Below are 14,751 nucleotides of genomic sequence, written 5' to 3' on the forward strand. Positions count from 1 at the left end.
ATGAATTTCGATCCACGTTTTTCCGGGCGTAAATTCACATCCGTCGGCACACGCCCGATCCGTCCCGATGGCGTCGACAAGGTGACGGGTCGCGCCCGCTACGGCGCCGACTTCAACATGGCGGGACAGTTGGTCGGGCGGATCTTAAGAAGCCCGCATGCGCACGCTAAGATCAGGAAGATCGACACCTCGAAGGCGGAAAAGCTTCCCGGCGTGAAGGCGGTAATCACCGCCGCGGACCTTCCCGACCTCACAGATGGCGATGCCGCCATGTACGACATCCTCGACAATTGCATGGCGCGCACCAAGGCGCTCTATGACGGCCATGCCGTGGCCGCGGTCGCCGCGGTCGATGCCCGCACCGCCAGGCAGGCGCTGAAGCTGATCGTGGTCGACTACGAGATCCTGCCGCATGTCACCGATGTCGACGAGGCGATGAAGCACGCAGCACCCCTGATCGACGATACGATCTTCACCGAAGGCCTCGAGGAAAAGCCGGTAAAACCCTCCAATGTCACCAAGCGCAGCCAGTTTGGCCATGGCGATGTCCATCAGGGTTTCGGGCACGCCGATTTCATCGTCGAGCGCTCGTTCAAGACCGAGCAGACGCACCAGGGCTATATCGAGCCGCATGCCTGCGTCGCGAGCGTCAGCTCCGACGGCACCGCCGACCTCTGGGTCTGCACGCAGGGGCATTTCGTCTATCGCCAGCATTGCGCGCAACTGCTTGGCATGGAAGCCTCGAAGCTGCGCGTCACCTCCTCGGAGATCGGCGGCGGCTTCGGCGGCAAGACCCATGTCTGGGCCGAGCCGGTGGCGCTGGCGCTGTCGCGCAAGGCCGGACGGCCGGTCAAGCTGGTGATGACCCGCGACGAGGTGTTCCGCGCCTCGGGGCCGACCAGCGCCACCTCGATCGACGTCAAGATCGGCGCCCGCAAGGACGGCACCATCACCGCCGCCGAAGCGACGCTGCGCTACAGCTGCGGCCCCTATGCCGGCTCCTGGGCCGAGATCGGCGCCATGACGGCGTTTGCCTGCTACAAGCTCGATAACGTCAAGACCGTCGGCTACGAAGTGCTGGTCAACCGGCCGAAGACGGCGGCCTATCGCGCGCCCTCCGCACCTATGGCTGCGTTCGCGGTGGAAAGCGCCGTCGACGAGCTGGCCAAGGAGATCGGCATGGACCCGGTCGACTTCCGCATCAAGAACGCCGCCCAGGAAGGCACCAAATCGTCCTACGGCCCGGTCTACGGCCCGATCGGCATCGGCCCGACGCTGGAGGCGGTGAAGAGCCATCCGCACATGAAGGCCAAGCTCGGCAAGAACCAGGGCCGCGGCATGGCTTGCGGCTTCTGGTTCAACTTCGGCGGCCAGACCTGCACCGACCTCAACATCGGCATGGACGGCTCGGTTTCGCTTGCCGTTGGCACGGTCGATGTCGGTGGTTCCCGCGCCTCGCTGTCGCTGGTGGCGGCGGAGGAGCTCGGCGTCGATTATAGCCAAGTCAAGGCGATCGTCGCCGATACGTCCAGCCTCGGCTACAACGACATGACCGATGGCAGCCGCGGCACCTTCTCGTCTTCCATGGCGACGATCTCGGCCGCGCGCAACGCGATAAGAATCCTGCGCGAGCGCGCCGCGCAGATGTGGGACATCGCCGTTGACGACGTGGTCTGGGAAAAGGGCCATGCCGTCGCCAAGGGCGAGAAGCACGGCAATCTCGGCAAGCTGTCGCTGAAGGAGATCGCGGTAGAGTCCGGCAAGACCGGTGGCCCGATCGCCGGCCACAGCGAACTCGTCGCCGACGGCGCCGGCGTCTCCTTCGCCACCCATATCTGCGATATCGAGGTCGATCCCGAGACCGGCTTCACCAGGGTCATCCGCTACACGGTGGTGCAGGATGCCGGCAAGGCGGTGCACCCGACCTATGTCGAGGGCCAGTACCAGGGCGGTGCCGCGCAAGGCATCGGCTGGGCGCTCAACGAGGAGTATATCTACGGCAAGGACGGACGGCTGCAGAACCCCGGCTTCCTCGACTACCGCATCCCGGTCTGCTCGGACCTGCCGATGATCGACACGCAGATCCTCGAGATCCCCAACCCCAACCACCCCTATGGCGTGCGCGGCGTCGGCGAAACCTCGATCGTGCCGCCGCTGGCGGCGATCGCCAATGCGGTGTCGAACGCGGCCGGCGTGCGCATGACGCACATCCCGATGTCGCCGCCGCGGATTCTTGCCGCCATCGAGGCGGAACGGGGAGGCTAGAAAGGGGCTGCCTCATGGTCGAAGTCACGCTCTGGGGCGCACTCGGCCAACTCGCCGGCGGCCAGAGCAAGGTCGAGGTCGAGGCCAAGGACATAAGGGAGCTGTTCAGGAAGCTGGCTGAACAGTATCCCGGCCTCGAGCCCTTGATCGAGAAGGGCATCGCCGTGGCGATCGACGGGACGATCTATCGCGATACGTGGTCGAAGAAGCTGCCGCCGGGGGCGGAGATTTTCCTGCTGCCGCGGTTGGCTGGGGGGTGATGGGGGGCTGATTACCGGCAGTGGCTAAGGCTGGCTCGCTCCGCCGTGCTTTTCTAAGTTAAGTCGGTTGGCGTGAGGGAGGATAAGTCATCTCACCTTCTCTGTTGACCAATTCCGCTTGGCCTTCAACCCACCTCGCGCAGGTGAGATGACTACCTCCACGTGAGTAGTAATGACACTTGCCATGATTTTTGCAGCCGTCGTGCGGCTCTTGTAGAAATCTGGGATTAGCGATTAGATCTCGGCAAATTCCCAAGTGCATATTTGGCGGAACGCCGACCAAGTCTCGATTCAGCGCGCGGCCGGAAATAATAAAAGAACGCCCGGGATGCCTTAATCCGAAAGAAATGCTTTCGCGAAATCGATCAGAAAGTATATCTGGCCGAGCCGGGTAAATCAGTCGTTTGTCGATATTGTAAAAACCAGATGAAATATCTACGTAGTCAAACGGAAGTTGCGCAATCGCATCTTGGTAATCGAGGGAACCTATACTGTCAAAATCGGAATCACCGGTCTTAAGTGAGATACGGATCGATGTTTGCACGCCCTCTTGCCTCAGCCGCTCTGCGAGCAATCCCAATCGATCAAGCACGCTATTCGCGTCGCGGTTAACACGATGATCAGTCAGCAGGCTAAGTAGATAGCCATGGGCGGCGTGAATCTGGATGTGACCAAATCCATGCCGGATGGCTACGTTTGCTGCGAGATCAAAAGAGTCGATTACAGCAGTGATTCTCTCCGAACCCATACTTTCAACCATATGGCGCGCAAGAGGAATGAACTTAGTTGCCTCACCCGTCAGGAATTTTCGCGAGCCGACATAGCCCTCCCACGTAGTGGCCAGCTGAATGCCGGGCACGGTGCCTTCTGCTCGGATAGCGGAAGCTAGATCGGCCCAAACAGAGTCGATAGTGAGCGCGGGTGTTACTGCGTTGCTAGCAAAGCCGCCTGGCACAACCACATTTCCGACGATCGCGCAGTGTAACTGCGGGGAGCTGCGAGTTCGGTAAAAATCAAAAAAACGATCGTCTGGCACACCGCCAACTACAAACCCCGTATTTACGGCGAGAAGGAAAACGAGCCTATCGCTCAAGGTAACGATATCGTTCTTGATTGATTTTCATTTTGCTCAAGACGTCCTGCTCAAGGTCACCTTCAAGGATTGTCGATAATCGGAAGAGGTATATCGCGACGTCTGCAAGCTCAGACCGCAGACGCGGGGCGGCCTCAGGAAGACTAGGGCCTGCGTAACCTACGGTTGAGAGCGCCAAGCCAACTTTCTTCAATAGGTCGGCGAACTCGCCAACTTCCCCGATCAAGCCTACTAGGTCGCGCATAAGTTGGTCGTGACGTTCAGCATCGCTTCCGAATCTCACCGGAAAACCTCGACGCTCGTCTGCGTCAATTTGCTTCTTCATAAGTGCCGAAAGTTCCACTCAACCATTCCTTCGACGGAAATTGATGAATAAGGCGGAAAGAGTAATTATACCACTTGCAACTAAATTCCCCACTATTCCATAGAAATTATCCTCAAATTGTCCGCCGATCGCAAATAGAGACACCGAATTATTTATTATTGCTAGAAATATTCCGGCGTTGGTCCAAATTTGCGTGTTCTCAATGCGGCGTATGACCGTTTGCGTTGCTGACGGAAGGAGCGCGAAGGCTTCTTCTTTTTCCGAACGAACGCGAGGGTCATTCGCCACGTCACCATGCTCCTTCTGCAGGTGAGTTTTGATAGGCCAGATGCCCACTTGGAATCCATGTTGACCTTTGTACAAGTGCTCCGCAGGTGTCGAAAGCCGAGTGAAGTCCGCCTTGGCTATCGGTTCGCCCTGTGGGAGCTCTACATATTTGTCGCTGATGTTCTGAGTCACAATCCCTAAATTTCCACTGAACCCAGGATCTGCATAGGTTGCAACCGGGCTTAACCCAACGCTAAACAATGAGCCCTTGCTCACCACGCGCACCAGAATATCCGACGGCACATCGAAATCTTCCGCCGTGATGAGGACAACACGGTGACCAGGCTTGATAAGCACCATTTGATCTGGCGTCAGCGCAATTCGCTTCCCGCCCTCGGTTAGGTCGTAATATACACTTCCCATCCGCAGTTCGTAGCAAGCTCCTGCGAGCCCGCGAAGGTCGGCATTGCGAAGCAGCCTCTCCGCTTGGATTTCCTTACCAATATCAACGTCGCTAAGTGTCGTCATTAATCCCACCCTCAAAAGCGCTTAAAATGGTAGCGCCAGATTTTTGGCTCAATGGCCTCTTCCCTTCTAAGCCCTCAGATGAGCTTAGGGAGTACAGTATCTATGTTCGAGGTGGCGTGAATTCAATTTAGATCGAATGAATATCAAAATGACAGCGACTGGAGGCCTACTACTCCGGTCGTGTGATCTCCATTCTGAATTCGGCTCGGTGGGGCACGCTGATGATATTGGCCTTCGGCAATCACGAATCGCGCCGCCGTCATCCATCATCGCTCTTCTGGTCGAGTGCCGAAGACGCTTCGTCCACCGGGGTATGAGAAAGGACACGAAGGCGAGGCGAGGCGTTTCGGGCCTCGACAGCGGTGCACCTTACTCAAGCTAGCTGCGGCCGAGCTCGTTGACGCTGCCGCCCCTACGCCCCCAGCGTCGGCTCCGTATTCACCTCCAGCGCCTCTTCCGCCTCATCCTCCTCGCCGAGCAAATCCCCATGCACCCCCAGCGGCCGGCCAATCCAGAGGGGATCGACCAGATGGTCGCGTTTGGGGTTGGTGGTGTTGGGGTGGATGAGGATGCTTAAGCCGCCATGGTTCAGCATCAGCCACGGAACGAGGGTAGCGAAAATCTCGTTCGCGAAAGAGACCTGGTACATGGCCTGCTCATGCGGGCCGACCGGCTCGTCGCGCCAATTGCCCAGGCGCACGCGAAAACGTTCGCCGATGCGCAGGCGCAGCCATTCGGCGTGCTGTCGCTCGGCCGATCCGCCATAGTAGATATGGGCGTGGTAGCTGGCGATCTCAGCGAGCGGCCTTGGTGAGCTTGGGCTGGCGGTGTCTGCGTTCACCTCGATGGCTCCCTCGATGATTGTCATGCAGACAGCGTACACGCGCGACAAATGCCTGTCACTTGGACTCGAGAAGCGGCTCGACTATCCGCCCGCATTCCGCCTCCCCTCTCCCCGCAAGCCTGCCACAAGCTTGTTGAGGCATGGTTTAGCCACGGAAAACCGGCAAAAGGCGGACTCTCTTGGCGATTTCTCCACCCAGCGACATCGTTATGGATGTAGCCCGAGCCGTCGACCCCGAAGGCATCGAGGCGGCTCGCGCGGCGTTGACCAAGCGGGCGGGTGGTGCTGCCGGGACCTTTTCGGTCGACACCGCCGCGTCGGTCGATGCCGGCTCGATCCTGTCGCGCGCCACCGCCGACAAGGCCGCGGCGAACGCCGACCCCGCCAAGAAGTTCAAGAAGTTCGAGGCGATGGTGCTGCAGACCTTCATCCAGAACATGCTGCCCAAGGACACCGAAGGCGTCTATGGCAAGGGCCTGGCCGGCGACATGTGGAAATCGCAGCTTGCCGAAAGGCTGGCCGACGTCATGGCCGATCGCGGCGGCATCGGCATCGCCAAGTCGATGCTGGCCGACCACTATAAGGACGGCAAGCGCACGGTTCCGGTCGGGCCGGTCTCAGGCGGGCCTGAGAAGACCGAGATCGACCAGCAGACCCGGCTGTCCACCTCGCTGGTCCAGGAACTGCAGCGCAAGGTCGCGCGGTCGATGACTGGCGACGAGACGACCATCAAAACCGACATCAAAATCTAGACCAGGATTTGTCATGGCCGATTATTCGGAATTCTCTTCCAACCTGCCGGCGCGCACGAGCGAAGCGCCGATCCCGTTCGCGCGGCCGGGAAATCTCGCCGCCATCATCGGCCGCATCGAGGAAGCGGTCGAGGAAGAGACGGCAGGTATCCGCAGCGACACCAGTTATGACCTCAAGGCGTCGAACGCCCGCAAGAGCCGCTATCTCTATGAGCTGACGCGCGCCATGAAGGGCGGCAGCGAAGCCGAATTCCTCGAGCAGCATCGCGAGGGCCTGACGCGGCTGCGCCAGAAGCTGGCGAAGAACGAGGCGGCGATCCTGGCGCACCTCAACGCCGTCAACGAGGTCGCCAATCTGTTGAAGAACGCCATTCAGCGCGCCGAAGCCGACGGCACCTATTCGGCCGGCGAATTCGGCTGGGCACGAGCATGAAAAGAACCGACCCGGGCAGAACGGGGACTCCCCGGTGATCAAGTTCATCGCCGCCGCGATCTGGATCTGCGCCGCCACGCTCGGCGCCGTGTTCTATTCGTTCCAGGCGGCCGGCGAGGCCGGCGTCGGCCAGACCCCGAAGCCGATGCTGGGCGGTCTCGACTATGTCAAGACCGACATGATTTCGGTGCCGCTGATCCGCGATTCCAAGATCGACGGCTATTTCCTGACCAAGCTCGTCTACACGGTCGAACCCGCCGAGATAAAGAAGCTGTCGATACCGGCCGAAGCGCTGATGACCGATCAGGTCTATTCCTATCTCTATTCCAACCCGCAGATCGACTTCACCAAGAAGGAGACGATCGACCTCGACGCCTTCCGCACCGCCATCCGCGACACCATCAATGCCCGCGTCGGTGCCGAATTGGTGCATGAAGTGCTAATCGACCAGGTCAACTTCCTGACCAAGGACGAGATCCGCGACAACGCGATGCGCCGCCGCAAGGAGCCGGCCGCGGCGGAGGCGGAAACGCCCAAACCAGCCGCCGAACATTGACCTGCCGACAGGCGGATAGGCCCCTGCCGGAGGGGCTCTGCAAATCATCAACGTGACAAAGCCGATGGCTTGCTCCACTCGTCATCGGAAAAATGACGCAGGCAAACTGCGTTGACGTAAACGTCAACCCGAAGCTATATGCGCCAGCGATCATGATCGCGAAGTGCCAATGCGCATCAAACGCAACGAGACGAGGAGAACAGCCATGAGCGTTCAGGAGATTGCCGACAGGATGAGGTCGCGCGTGGCGAGCGCCGGGTTCGAGCATTCGGTGAAGTTCGACACCGGCAGCGACGGCGTCATCGTCATCGACGGTGCTACCGTCTCGAACACCGATGCACCGACCGACTGCACCGTAAAGCTTTCGCTCGACGATCTGGACTCGCTGATTGCCGGCGACCTCAACCCGACCATGGCGTTCATGTCCGGCAAGATAAAGGTCGAAGGCGACATGACGGTCGCCATGGCGCTGAGCCAGCTGCTCGGCTGATCCCTAGGGATAACAGCAAAACGCCGCCTGAAACCTCATAAGGTCGGGCGGCGTTTTGTTTTCGGCTGATCAGGCGGCCAGCGACAGCCTCTGGGCCCTCAGCTTGCGCCCTGCGGCCTTCAGCGTGCCATGCACGCCGTCGAGCGCGCCCTCGACCAGCTCCAACGCCAGCAAGCGGTGCCGTTCGTAAGGTCCGGGCATGGCGAGCGAGCCGGTCTTGTCAGCCGAGAAGCCGAACCGCCCGTAGTAAGGCGCATCGCCGACCAGCAGGATCGCGGCGTGGCCGAGGCGCGCGGCTTCAGTCACCGCATGACGCATCAGCGCCGAGCCGATGCCTGCGTCCTTCAGCGCCGGATCGACGGCGAGCGGGCCAAGCAGAAGCGCAGCCGGACCGCCGTCGCCCAGCCGCACATCCCACAGCCGCACGGTGCCGATAACCGCGCCCGCCGCATCGCGTGCGACAAAGGCCAGACCTTCTGAGGGACGGCGGCCGCGCCGCAGCTTTTCCGACGATTTCTTGTGCCGCATCGGGCCCATGGCGTGATCGAGCAACGCCTCGCGCGCCGCAATGTCGGCCGCGGTTTCGGCGGTGATGACAATGGCGCAGGCAATCTCCCCCCTCGAGGGGGAGATGTCGCCAAAGGCGACAGAGGGGGTCGGCACGACCTGACGCGACACCCTGCCGTCGACAGAGGGCGACGGCGCTTCACGCGCGGCGACCCCCTCTGACCGCTTCGCGGGCATCTCCCCCTCGAGGGGGGAGATTCCGGGCGTCGCGCTGTCAACGATAGAATTTGCAATGTCCATTTCCGCGATCCTTCACGAGCGGAGACTGTTCCACAGGCGAGCCCAAGCGGGCGACAGGCGCCCACCTGGGATGATCTGACCGGCTCTATCGAGCCGTCAGATCACGTAGGATCGGAGAGGCTCGAAGCCGTTGAAGGCGACCGAAGCGTAGGTCGTCGTATAGGCGCCAGTGCCCTCGATCAGCACCTCGTCGCCGATGGTCAGCGACAAGGGCAGCGGGTACGGCGTCTTCTCGTACATCACGTCGGCCGAATCGCAGGTCGGGCCGGCGAGCACGCAGGGTGCGGTCTCGGTGCCGTCATGCGCGGTGACGATCGGGTAGCGGATCGCCTCGTCCATCGTCTCGGCGAGACCGCCGAACTTGCCGATGTCGAGGAACACCCAGCGCACATTGTCGTTGGCGGCCTTCTTCGAGATCAGCACGACTTCCGACTTGATGACGCCGGCATTGCCGACCATGCCGCGGCCCGGCTCGATGATGGTCTCGGGCAGTGCATTGCCAAAATGCTTGCGCAGCGCCGAGAAGATCGCCTGGCCATAGGCCTGCGCCACCGGCACGTCCTTCAGGTAGCGGGTCGGGAAGCCGCCGCCCATATTGACCATCTTCAAGACGATGCCTTCGTCGGCGAGCGTCGCGAACACCTTCTTGGCGTCGCCCAGCGCACGGTCCCAGGCCGTCAGGTCGGTCTGCTGCGAGCCGACATGGAACGACACCCCATAGGCGTCGAGGCCGAGCCCCTTGGCATGGCGCAGCACGTCGACGGCCATGTCAGGCACGCAGCCGAACTTGCGCGACAGCGGCCATTCGGCACCCTCGCCGTCGGTCAAAACGCGACAGAACACGCGGGCGCCGGGAGCGACGCGGGCGATCTTGTCGACTTCCTCGACGCAGTCGACCGCAAACAGCCGAATGCCGAGCTGGTAGGCGCGTGCGATGTCACGCTCCTTCTTGATGGTGTTGCCGAAGGAGATGCGGTCCGCCGGCGCACCGGCGTCCATCGCCATCTCGACTTCGGCAACGGAAGCGGTGTCGAAGGACGAGCCCATCGCAGCAAGCAGGCGCAGGATTTCCGGCGCCGGGTTTGCTTTCACCGCATAGTAGATCTTGGAATCGGGCAGCGCCTTCTCGAAGGCGCGGAAATTGTCGCGCACGACATCGAGGTCGACGACGAGGCAAGGGCCGCTCGGACGTCGGGTGGCGAGGAAGTCAAGGATGCGCTGGGTAGCCATCGGGGTCTCTCCATCAGCGCCTTGCGGCGCGCAATAAGGCTGCGGGACGCGGGCTGTCAGCCTCGCGAACACGCGGTGGACAAAGGCGGGACGGAAATCCATGGAACCAGCCGGTGGAGACCCCGGAACCATGAAGCGCCGTCTCGCGGCGGTGAACCTTGGCCTTGCCCGGCCTCGGTTCGCTTTGTCTGCCTTGGCTTGGATGGGAGACCCGTCCGCACTGCCGGCAATGAAGGTGTGCCTCTTCAGTAACCCCGGTCTTTGGACGACCGGCAGAACACCAGAAAGGCCCGCACCGTCGTTGCTTCAAGGTGTCCTCGGTCTTGCGGTTGGCCGCTAAACCGACTGGAGGGGTTGGCTCCAGTTACCTTACCGATATCCCTCACCATTTGAGGATCGGCGGACACCCACAGGCACGTGCGACTTTGGGCAAGCGCGATATAGGGTCGAAAGATTTCACAATCAATAAGAATCGTATCCCAGGTTGTAAAATTTCTGGCATCGAACAATGCTGCGGCAACCGTATCCGGATAGCGAACGATGACAGGAACGCACGGCCCGCTCAACGCCTTTCTCGACCTGCGCCGGATGCCGGTGGCGAATGCGGAACTAGGCCCGCTTGCGGGGCTGAGGCTCGCCGTCAAGGACATCTATGACGTTGCCGGCTACCGCACCGGCTGCGGCAATCCGAGCAAGTCCGTCGAAGGCCACGCCGCCTCCGGTACCGCCGCGGCCGTGCAGATGATCCTCGACGCCGGCGCACGATTCGTCGGCAAGACGCAGACCGACGAGCTTGCCTTCTCGCTGATGGGCCAGAACGCGCATTTTCCTTTTCCGGTGAACCCGGCAGCGCCTGATCGCGTTACCGGCGGCTCTTCGTCGGGATCGGCGGCAGCGGTCGCCGGCGGGCTTGCCGATATCGCCGTCGGCTCCGACACAGGCGGCTCGATCCGCGCGCCGGCGAGCTTTTGCGGGCTGATCGGACTGCGCACCACGCATGGCCGCATTTCGCTTGAGGGCGCCATGAAGCTGGCGCCAAGCTTCGACACATTCGGCTGGTTCGCGGACGACATCGAGACCTACGAGACGGTCGGCAAGCTGCTGCTCGGGCGCGATCCGCACCAGCAGCCGCTCAACCGTCCGCTTTCGATTGGCAGGCTGGACGCTTTCGTGGCCGGCCCCGCCGAGGCGGCCGAATATGCCAGGATGAAGGCATTGGCCGCCACCGTCATCGGCGAGCCGACGCCGGTGGAATACTTGTTCGCGTCCTTCCCCGACGAGCTCTACTGGTGCTTCCGCCGGCTGCAGGCCTTCGAGGCCTGGCGCGAGCATGGCGACTGGATCGCCGGCGGCAACCGCCAGCTCGGGCCCGGCGTCGAGGAACGCTTCGGCTTCGGCCGGGCGGTCGACATCAAGACGGCGCAGGCCGAGGCGGCGCGCCGGCTGACCTTCCGCGCCGAGCTCGACCGCTTGCTTGGCAACTACGGGTTTCTGGTCATGCCGACGGTTCCAGGCCCGGCGCCACTCGTCAGGAGCACACCGGAACAATTGCAAGCGTACCGCGAAAAGGCTCTGCATCTCTTGTGTCTTTCCGGCCTGTCGGGCTTCCCGCAGATCACGCTGCCGCTCGGCCAGGTCGATGGCGCACCCTTCGGCCTTTCGCTGCTCGGCCCTTCCGGCAGCGACGTCGCCCTGATACGGCTCGGCCGTAGGATTCTCGACGCCGCACGAAAGGCCTGACCATGGACACACTGACCCGCATGCGCGCCTTCATCGACGTGGTCGAGGCCGAAGGCTTTTCGGCAGCGGCACGCAAGATCGGTCGCTCCAAGGCGCTGCTGTCGAAATATGTGCGCGAACTGGAGGATGAGCTCGGCGCGCTGCTCTTGAACCGCACCACAAGGCAGTTCTCGATGACCGAAGCCGGCCACACCTATTTTCGCCGCGCCTCCGAGATTGTGCGCGAGGTCGACAGCCTCGCCGATGCGGTGCGCGAATCCTCCGGCGACGTGCGCGGCCGAATCAAGCTCTCGGCGCCGCGCACTTTTGCCGACGCGCCGATCGGCCAGTCGCTGATCGACTTCGCCAAGCAGCATCCCGACATTGTGCTCGACATCCATCTCGACGACCGCTTCGTCGATCTGGTCGAGGAGGGTTTCGATCTCGCAGTGCGCATCTCGCGGCTGGAAAACTCCTCGCTGATCGCCAGGCGCCTGGCGCCGTTTTCGGTGCGCCTGTGCGCATCTCCCGAACTGATTGCCAAGCACGGCATGCCGTTGCGGCCGCAGGATCTTGCCCGTGTGCCTTGCATCGTCGACACCAATGGCCGCTCGCTGACCAACTGGCCGTTCAAGGGCGACAATGGCGATGCGGTGAGCGTTTCGGTGTCAGGTCCGATCGAGGTCAACAGTCCGATGGCGGCAAGAGCCGCCGCCGTGTCGGGGCTGGGCTTCACCATATTGCCGGATTTCATCGCCGCGCCCGATATCGCAAACGGCCAGCTGGTGACTGTGATGGACGACCGCATCCTGTCGGGCAGCGGCATTTTCGCTGTCTACCCGCACCGCCGTTATCTGCCGGCGAAGGTTCGCGTTTTCGTCGATTTCCTGGTGCAGTGGTTCAAGACGCGCGAAGCGGCATGACCTGTCCGGCCGTCAAAGCGCGTTGCGCTTTGAGTTTTTGTCGGGCGCGTGCCGTTATCCCAAAACCGCTTCGCACTTTTGGGCGGCACTCGGCACCGGTCCCAATTTCGCCCCGTTTCTGGTAACTGTCGACAGCCTCTGAAGTCGATGGAATCGCGACCGGGAATGCACCTGAAACGGCAAGCAATGATGATGGCTTCGGCCATGGCGGCGACCTTTGCCACGGTCGGACCGGCCGAGGTACATCCGCACGTCTTCGCCGAGGCGCGTCTCGACGTCATCCTCAGCCCGGATCACCAAAGTGTGAAAGCACTGCGCCATCTCTGGCGCTTTGACGATCTGTTTTCCAGTACAGTGATGATGGAGTTCGACAAGAACTCCGACCTGAAGCTTGACGACAAGGAGCTGAAGGATGTCGCCGACACCGTCCATGCCTCGCTGGCCGAGTTCAACTATTTCCAGCTCGTCACCGTCGACGGCAAGGACGTGGCGATGACGCCGCCGCCGCATCTGATGGCCAATTTCGACAATGACCAGCTGATCATCCTGTTCGAATCCGAACCGAAGGAGCCGATCAAGCTCGCCGGCAAGATCGATTTCGGCGTCTATGACCCGACCTTCTACACGGCGATCGATTTCACTGAGGATTCCAACATCACGGTCGAAGGCCTGCCCTCGAACTGCACCAAGACCGTCATCCGACCCGACCCGGATGAGGCGATCAAGGAAAACCAGAAGACCCTGACGGAAGCCTTCTTCAACGACCCGACAGGCACGGACATGAGCAAGATCTTTGCCACCAAGCTCGAGCTGAACTGTCAGCCAGAAGGATAATCCGGTGACGAAACCGTCCCTGCGTTTGGCACTCGCCCTTTTGGCCCTCACCTTTGCGGCGATTTATTTCGTCAGCACCGCCTATGCGAAGAGTTCGCTCGGCATCGGCGTCAATGACGGCTTGGCGCCCACCGCCACCGGTCCGTTTGCCCACATTCTGATGTGGGTCTATCTCCGCCAAATGGAATTCAACCAAGAGTTGGGAGCGGCAATGAAAGCGATGCGCCAGGATGGCAGCAAGGTCTGGCTGCTCATCGGGCTGTCTTTCGCCTACGGCATTTTTCACGCCGCCGGCCCCGGTCACGGCAAGGCTGTGATCTCGTCCTACATGGTCGCCAATGAAGTGGCGCTGCGGCGCGGCGTCCTGTTGTCCTTCGTCTCGGCGCTGCTGCAGGGCCTGACGGCGATCGCGGTCATGCTGCTCGCCTATTTCGTCCTGCGCGGCACCACTATCTCGATGACCGACGCGACCTCGTTCATGGAAATCATGAGCTATGTTTTCGTCACCCTGTTCGGCGCCTGGCTGTTGTGGCGCAAGGCCGGCCCCGCCATCCTGCGCCTGTTCGGCGCCAACCCCGCCTACAGCCTCTCGGCCGCTCATGCCGGCCATTCCGCCGGCCATTCGCATGCCGGCCACACGCATTCCGCACATGCGCATTCCCACGCGCTCCACGCGCATGACGAACACGACCATGCGGCACACGATCATTCTCACGCGCATGACCACGGCACGCATGACCATGATCATGGCGATCATCACGACCATGGCCACGTCCATGCGGCGGGCGAGGTCTGCGACACCTGTGGACATTCGCACGCACCCGATCCGGCGCTGCTTTCCGGCGACCGCTTCGACTGGCGCACCGCCTGGTCGGCGGTGGCCGCCGTCGGCATCCGCCCCTGCTCCGGCGCGCTGATCGTGCTGAGCTTTGCTCTGCTCAACGGCCTGTGGTTCGGCGGCATACTTTCGGTGCTGGCGATGTCGCTCGGCACTGCGATCACCGTCTCGGCCCTGGCGACGATTGCGGTGACGGCCAAGAACTGGGCGGTGTATTTCGCCGGCGATGGCCGCATGGGCAACCGCATCCACTCGATCGTCGAGATCGGCGGTGCCGCCTTCGTCTTCCTGTTCGGACTGCTGCTTTTGTCGGCGAGCCTGGCGACCGGTACGGTGCTCTAGAGCGGGATGAATTGAGGCTGAATCGGCGAGGATTCCCTTAGGCGTGCAAATCTGATTCAACCTTCTTGCTGAGACAAGGAGGTCAGCATGGATGGGCAAGCCTTACTCGATGGATCTTCGCGAACGGGTTGTTGCGTCGGTTGAGCGGGAGGGGCTGTCGCGACGGCAGGCCTCGGCACGCTATGGGGTTGGTATCAGCACCGTCATCAGGTGGGTGCAGCGGTTGCGCGACATGAGTAGCCTTG

17 protein-coding genes are annotated in these 14,751 nt (G+C 61.7%); 11 read left to right on the plus strand and 6 right to left on the minus strand.

The genetic code is table 11. The annotated features are described in order from the left end of the window. Together AC1DVW_RS12000 and AC1DVW_RS12005 are read left to right on the plus strand one after the other, a co-directional pair. Positions 1-2,265, plus strand: coding sequence for a xanthine dehydrogenase family protein molybdopterin-binding subunit (locus tag AC1DVW_RS12000; RefSeq protein WP_477323287.1), 2,265 nt, complete (start codon positions 1-3; stop codon positions 2,263-2,265). Positions 2,266-2,279: 14 nt separating this feature from the next. Then, positions 2,280-2,525, plus strand: a complete 246-nt coding sequence (locus AC1DVW_RS12005; RefSeq protein WP_477323289.1) for a MoaD/ThiS family protein — start codon at positions 2,280-2,282, stop codon at positions 2,523-2,525. Positions 2,526-2,583: 58 nt separating this feature from the next. On the opposite strand, the gene AC1DVW_RS12010 is transcribed toward AC1DVW_RS12005, so the two are convergent. From AC1DVW_RS12010 to AC1DVW_RS12025, 4 genes are all read right to left on the minus strand, one after another. Continuing rightward, on the minus strand, positions 2,584-3,618 hold the full coding sequence (locus AC1DVW_RS12010; protein WP_477323290.1) for an oxidoreductase: 1,035 nt from the start codon (positions 3,616-3,618) through the stop codon (positions 2,584-2,586). Next, positions 3,608-3,961, minus strand: a complete 354-nt coding sequence (locus AC1DVW_RS12015; RefSeq protein WP_477323292.1) for a hypothetical protein — start codon at positions 3,959-3,961, stop codon at positions 3,608-3,610. Before AC1DVW_RS12015 ends, AC1DVW_RS12010 begins: the two co-directional genes overlap by 11 nt. Continuing rightward, entirely contained in the window at positions 3,962-4,738 is a 777-nt protein-coding gene (locus AC1DVW_RS12020) for a dCTP deaminase domain-containing protein (RefSeq protein WP_477323293.1), read from the minus strand. Positions 4,739-5,150: 412 nt separating this feature from the next. Beyond that, entirely contained in the window at positions 5,151-5,606 is a 456-nt protein-coding gene (locus tag AC1DVW_RS12025; RefSeq protein ID WP_477323295.1) for a DOPA 4,5-dioxygenase family protein, read from the minus strand. Positions 5,607-5,791: 185 nt separating this feature from the next. Between AC1DVW_RS12025 and AC1DVW_RS12030 the strand changes: the two genes are divergently transcribed. From AC1DVW_RS12030 to AC1DVW_RS12045, 4 genes are all read left to right on the plus strand, one after another. Continuing rightward, positions 5,792-6,334 (plus strand): rod-binding protein, encoded by a 543-nt coding sequence (locus tag AC1DVW_RS12030; protein ID WP_477323297.1) that lies wholly within the window; start codon positions 5,792-5,794, stop codon positions 6,332-6,334. Between the two features lie 13 nt (positions 6,335-6,347). Further along, positions 6,348-6,767 (plus strand): hypothetical protein, encoded by a 420-nt coding sequence (locus AC1DVW_RS12035; protein ID WP_477323299.1) that lies wholly within the window; start codon positions 6,348-6,350, stop codon positions 6,765-6,767. A gap of 34 nt (positions 6,768-6,801) precedes the next feature. Then, entirely contained in the window at positions 6,802-7,323 is a 522-nt protein-coding gene (locus tag AC1DVW_RS12040) for a hypothetical protein (RefSeq protein ID WP_477323301.1), read from the plus strand. A 205-nt stretch (positions 7,324-7,528) separates the two neighbouring features. Further along, positions 7,529-7,813: an SCP2 sterol-binding domain-containing protein gene (locus AC1DVW_RS12045; RefSeq protein ID WP_477248373.1), complete on the plus strand. Its 285-nt coding sequence runs from the start codon at positions 7,529-7,531 to the stop codon at positions 7,811-7,813. A 69-nt stretch (positions 7,814-7,882) separates the two neighbouring features. Here AC1DVW_RS12045 and AC1DVW_RS12050 read toward each other — a convergent pair whose 3' ends face one another. Both AC1DVW_RS12050 and odc2 read right to left on the minus strand, forming a co-directional pair. Then, positions 7,883-8,557 carry a GNAT family N-acetyltransferase gene (locus AC1DVW_RS12050; protein WP_477323303.1) on the minus strand — a complete coding sequence of 225 codons (675 nt, stop codon included), beginning with the start codon at positions 8,555-8,557 and terminating at the stop codon, positions 7,883-7,885. 159 nt (positions 8,558-8,716) lie between these two features. Continuing rightward, positions 8,717-9,850: an ornithine/lysine decarboxylase gene (gene odc2 / locus AC1DVW_RS12055; protein WP_477323305.1), complete on the minus strand. Its 1,134-nt coding sequence runs from the start codon at positions 9,848-9,850 to the stop codon at positions 8,717-8,719. A gap of 540 nt (positions 9,851-10,390) precedes the next feature. Between odc2 and AC1DVW_RS12060 the strand changes: the two genes are divergently transcribed. The 5 genes from AC1DVW_RS12060 to AC1DVW_RS12080 all read left to right on the plus strand — a co-directional run. Beyond that, positions 10,391-11,590 (plus strand): amidase, encoded by a 1,200-nt coding sequence (locus tag AC1DVW_RS12060; protein WP_477323307.1) that lies wholly within the window; start codon positions 10,391-10,393, stop codon positions 11,588-11,590. A 2-nt stretch (positions 11,591-11,592) separates the two neighbouring features. Beyond that, positions 11,593-12,492 carry a LysR family transcriptional regulator gene (locus AC1DVW_RS12065; protein WP_477323309.1) on the plus strand — a complete coding sequence of 300 codons (900 nt, stop codon included), beginning with the start codon at positions 11,593-11,595 and terminating at the stop codon, positions 12,490-12,492. A gap of 165 nt (positions 12,493-12,657) precedes the next feature. Then, positions 12,658-13,326, plus strand: coding sequence for a DUF1007 family protein (locus AC1DVW_RS12070; protein WP_477323311.1), 669 nt, complete (start codon positions 12,658-12,660; stop codon positions 13,324-13,326). Between the two features lie 4 nt (positions 13,327-13,330). Next, complete coding sequence (locus tag AC1DVW_RS12075; RefSeq protein WP_477323313.1) at positions 13,331-14,506, plus strand: nickel/cobalt transporter; 1,176 nt, start codon at positions 13,331-13,333, stop codon at positions 14,504-14,506. Between the two features lie 91 nt (positions 14,507-14,597). Continuing rightward, positions 14,598-14,751: helix-turn-helix domain-containing protein (locus AC1DVW_RS12080; RefSeq protein ID WP_477323337.1), on the plus strand; the 154-nt coding region annotated here is incomplete at its 3' end.

This window comes from Mesorhizobium sp. P3_B5 (assembly GCF_056402815.1).

Coding starts and splice junctions, on each gene's coding strand:
- AC1DVW_RS12035 (WP_477323299.1), top strand. CDS start 6,348: ATGGCCGATTATTCGGAATTCTCTTCCAACCTGCCGGCGCGCACGAGC.
- AC1DVW_RS12045 (WP_477248373.1), top strand. CDS start 7,529: ATGAGCGTTCAGGAGATTGCCGACAGGATGAGGTCGCGCGTGGCGAGC.
- AC1DVW_RS12070 (WP_477323311.1), top strand. CDS start 12,658: ATGCACCTGAAACGGCAAGCAATGATGATGGCTTCGGCCATGGCGGCG.
- AC1DVW_RS12005 (WP_477323289.1), top strand. CDS start 2,280: ATGGTCGAAGTCACGCTCTGGGGCGCACTCGGCCAACTCGCCGGCGGC.
- AC1DVW_RS12060 (WP_477323307.1), top strand. CDS start 10,391: ATGACAGGAACGCACGGCCCGCTCAACGCCTTTCTCGACCTGCGCCGG.
- AC1DVW_RS12020 (WP_477323293.1), bottom strand. CDS start 4,738: ATGACGACACTTAGCGACGTTGATATTGGTAAGGAAATCCAAGCGGAG.
- odc2 (WP_477323305.1), bottom strand. CDS start 9,850: ATGGCTACCCAGCGCATCCTTGACTTCCTCGCCACCCGACGTCCGAGC.
- AC1DVW_RS12050 (WP_477323303.1), bottom strand. CDS start 8,557: ATGCCCGCGAAGCGGTCAGAGGGGGTCGCCGCGCGTGAAGCGCCGTCG.
- AC1DVW_RS12030 (WP_477323297.1), top strand. CDS start 5,792: ATGGATGTAGCCCGAGCCGTCGACCCCGAAGGCATCGAGGCGGCTCGC.
- AC1DVW_RS12065 (WP_477323309.1), top strand. CDS start 11,593: ATGGACACACTGACCCGCATGCGCGCCTTCATCGACGTGGTCGAGGCC.
- AC1DVW_RS12025 (WP_477323295.1), bottom strand. CDS start 5,606: ATGACAATCATCGAGGGAGCCATCGAGGTGAACGCAGACACCGCCAGC.
- AC1DVW_RS12000 (WP_477323287.1), top strand. CDS start 1: ATGAATTTCGATCCACGTTTTTCCGGGCGTAAATTCACATCCGTCGGC.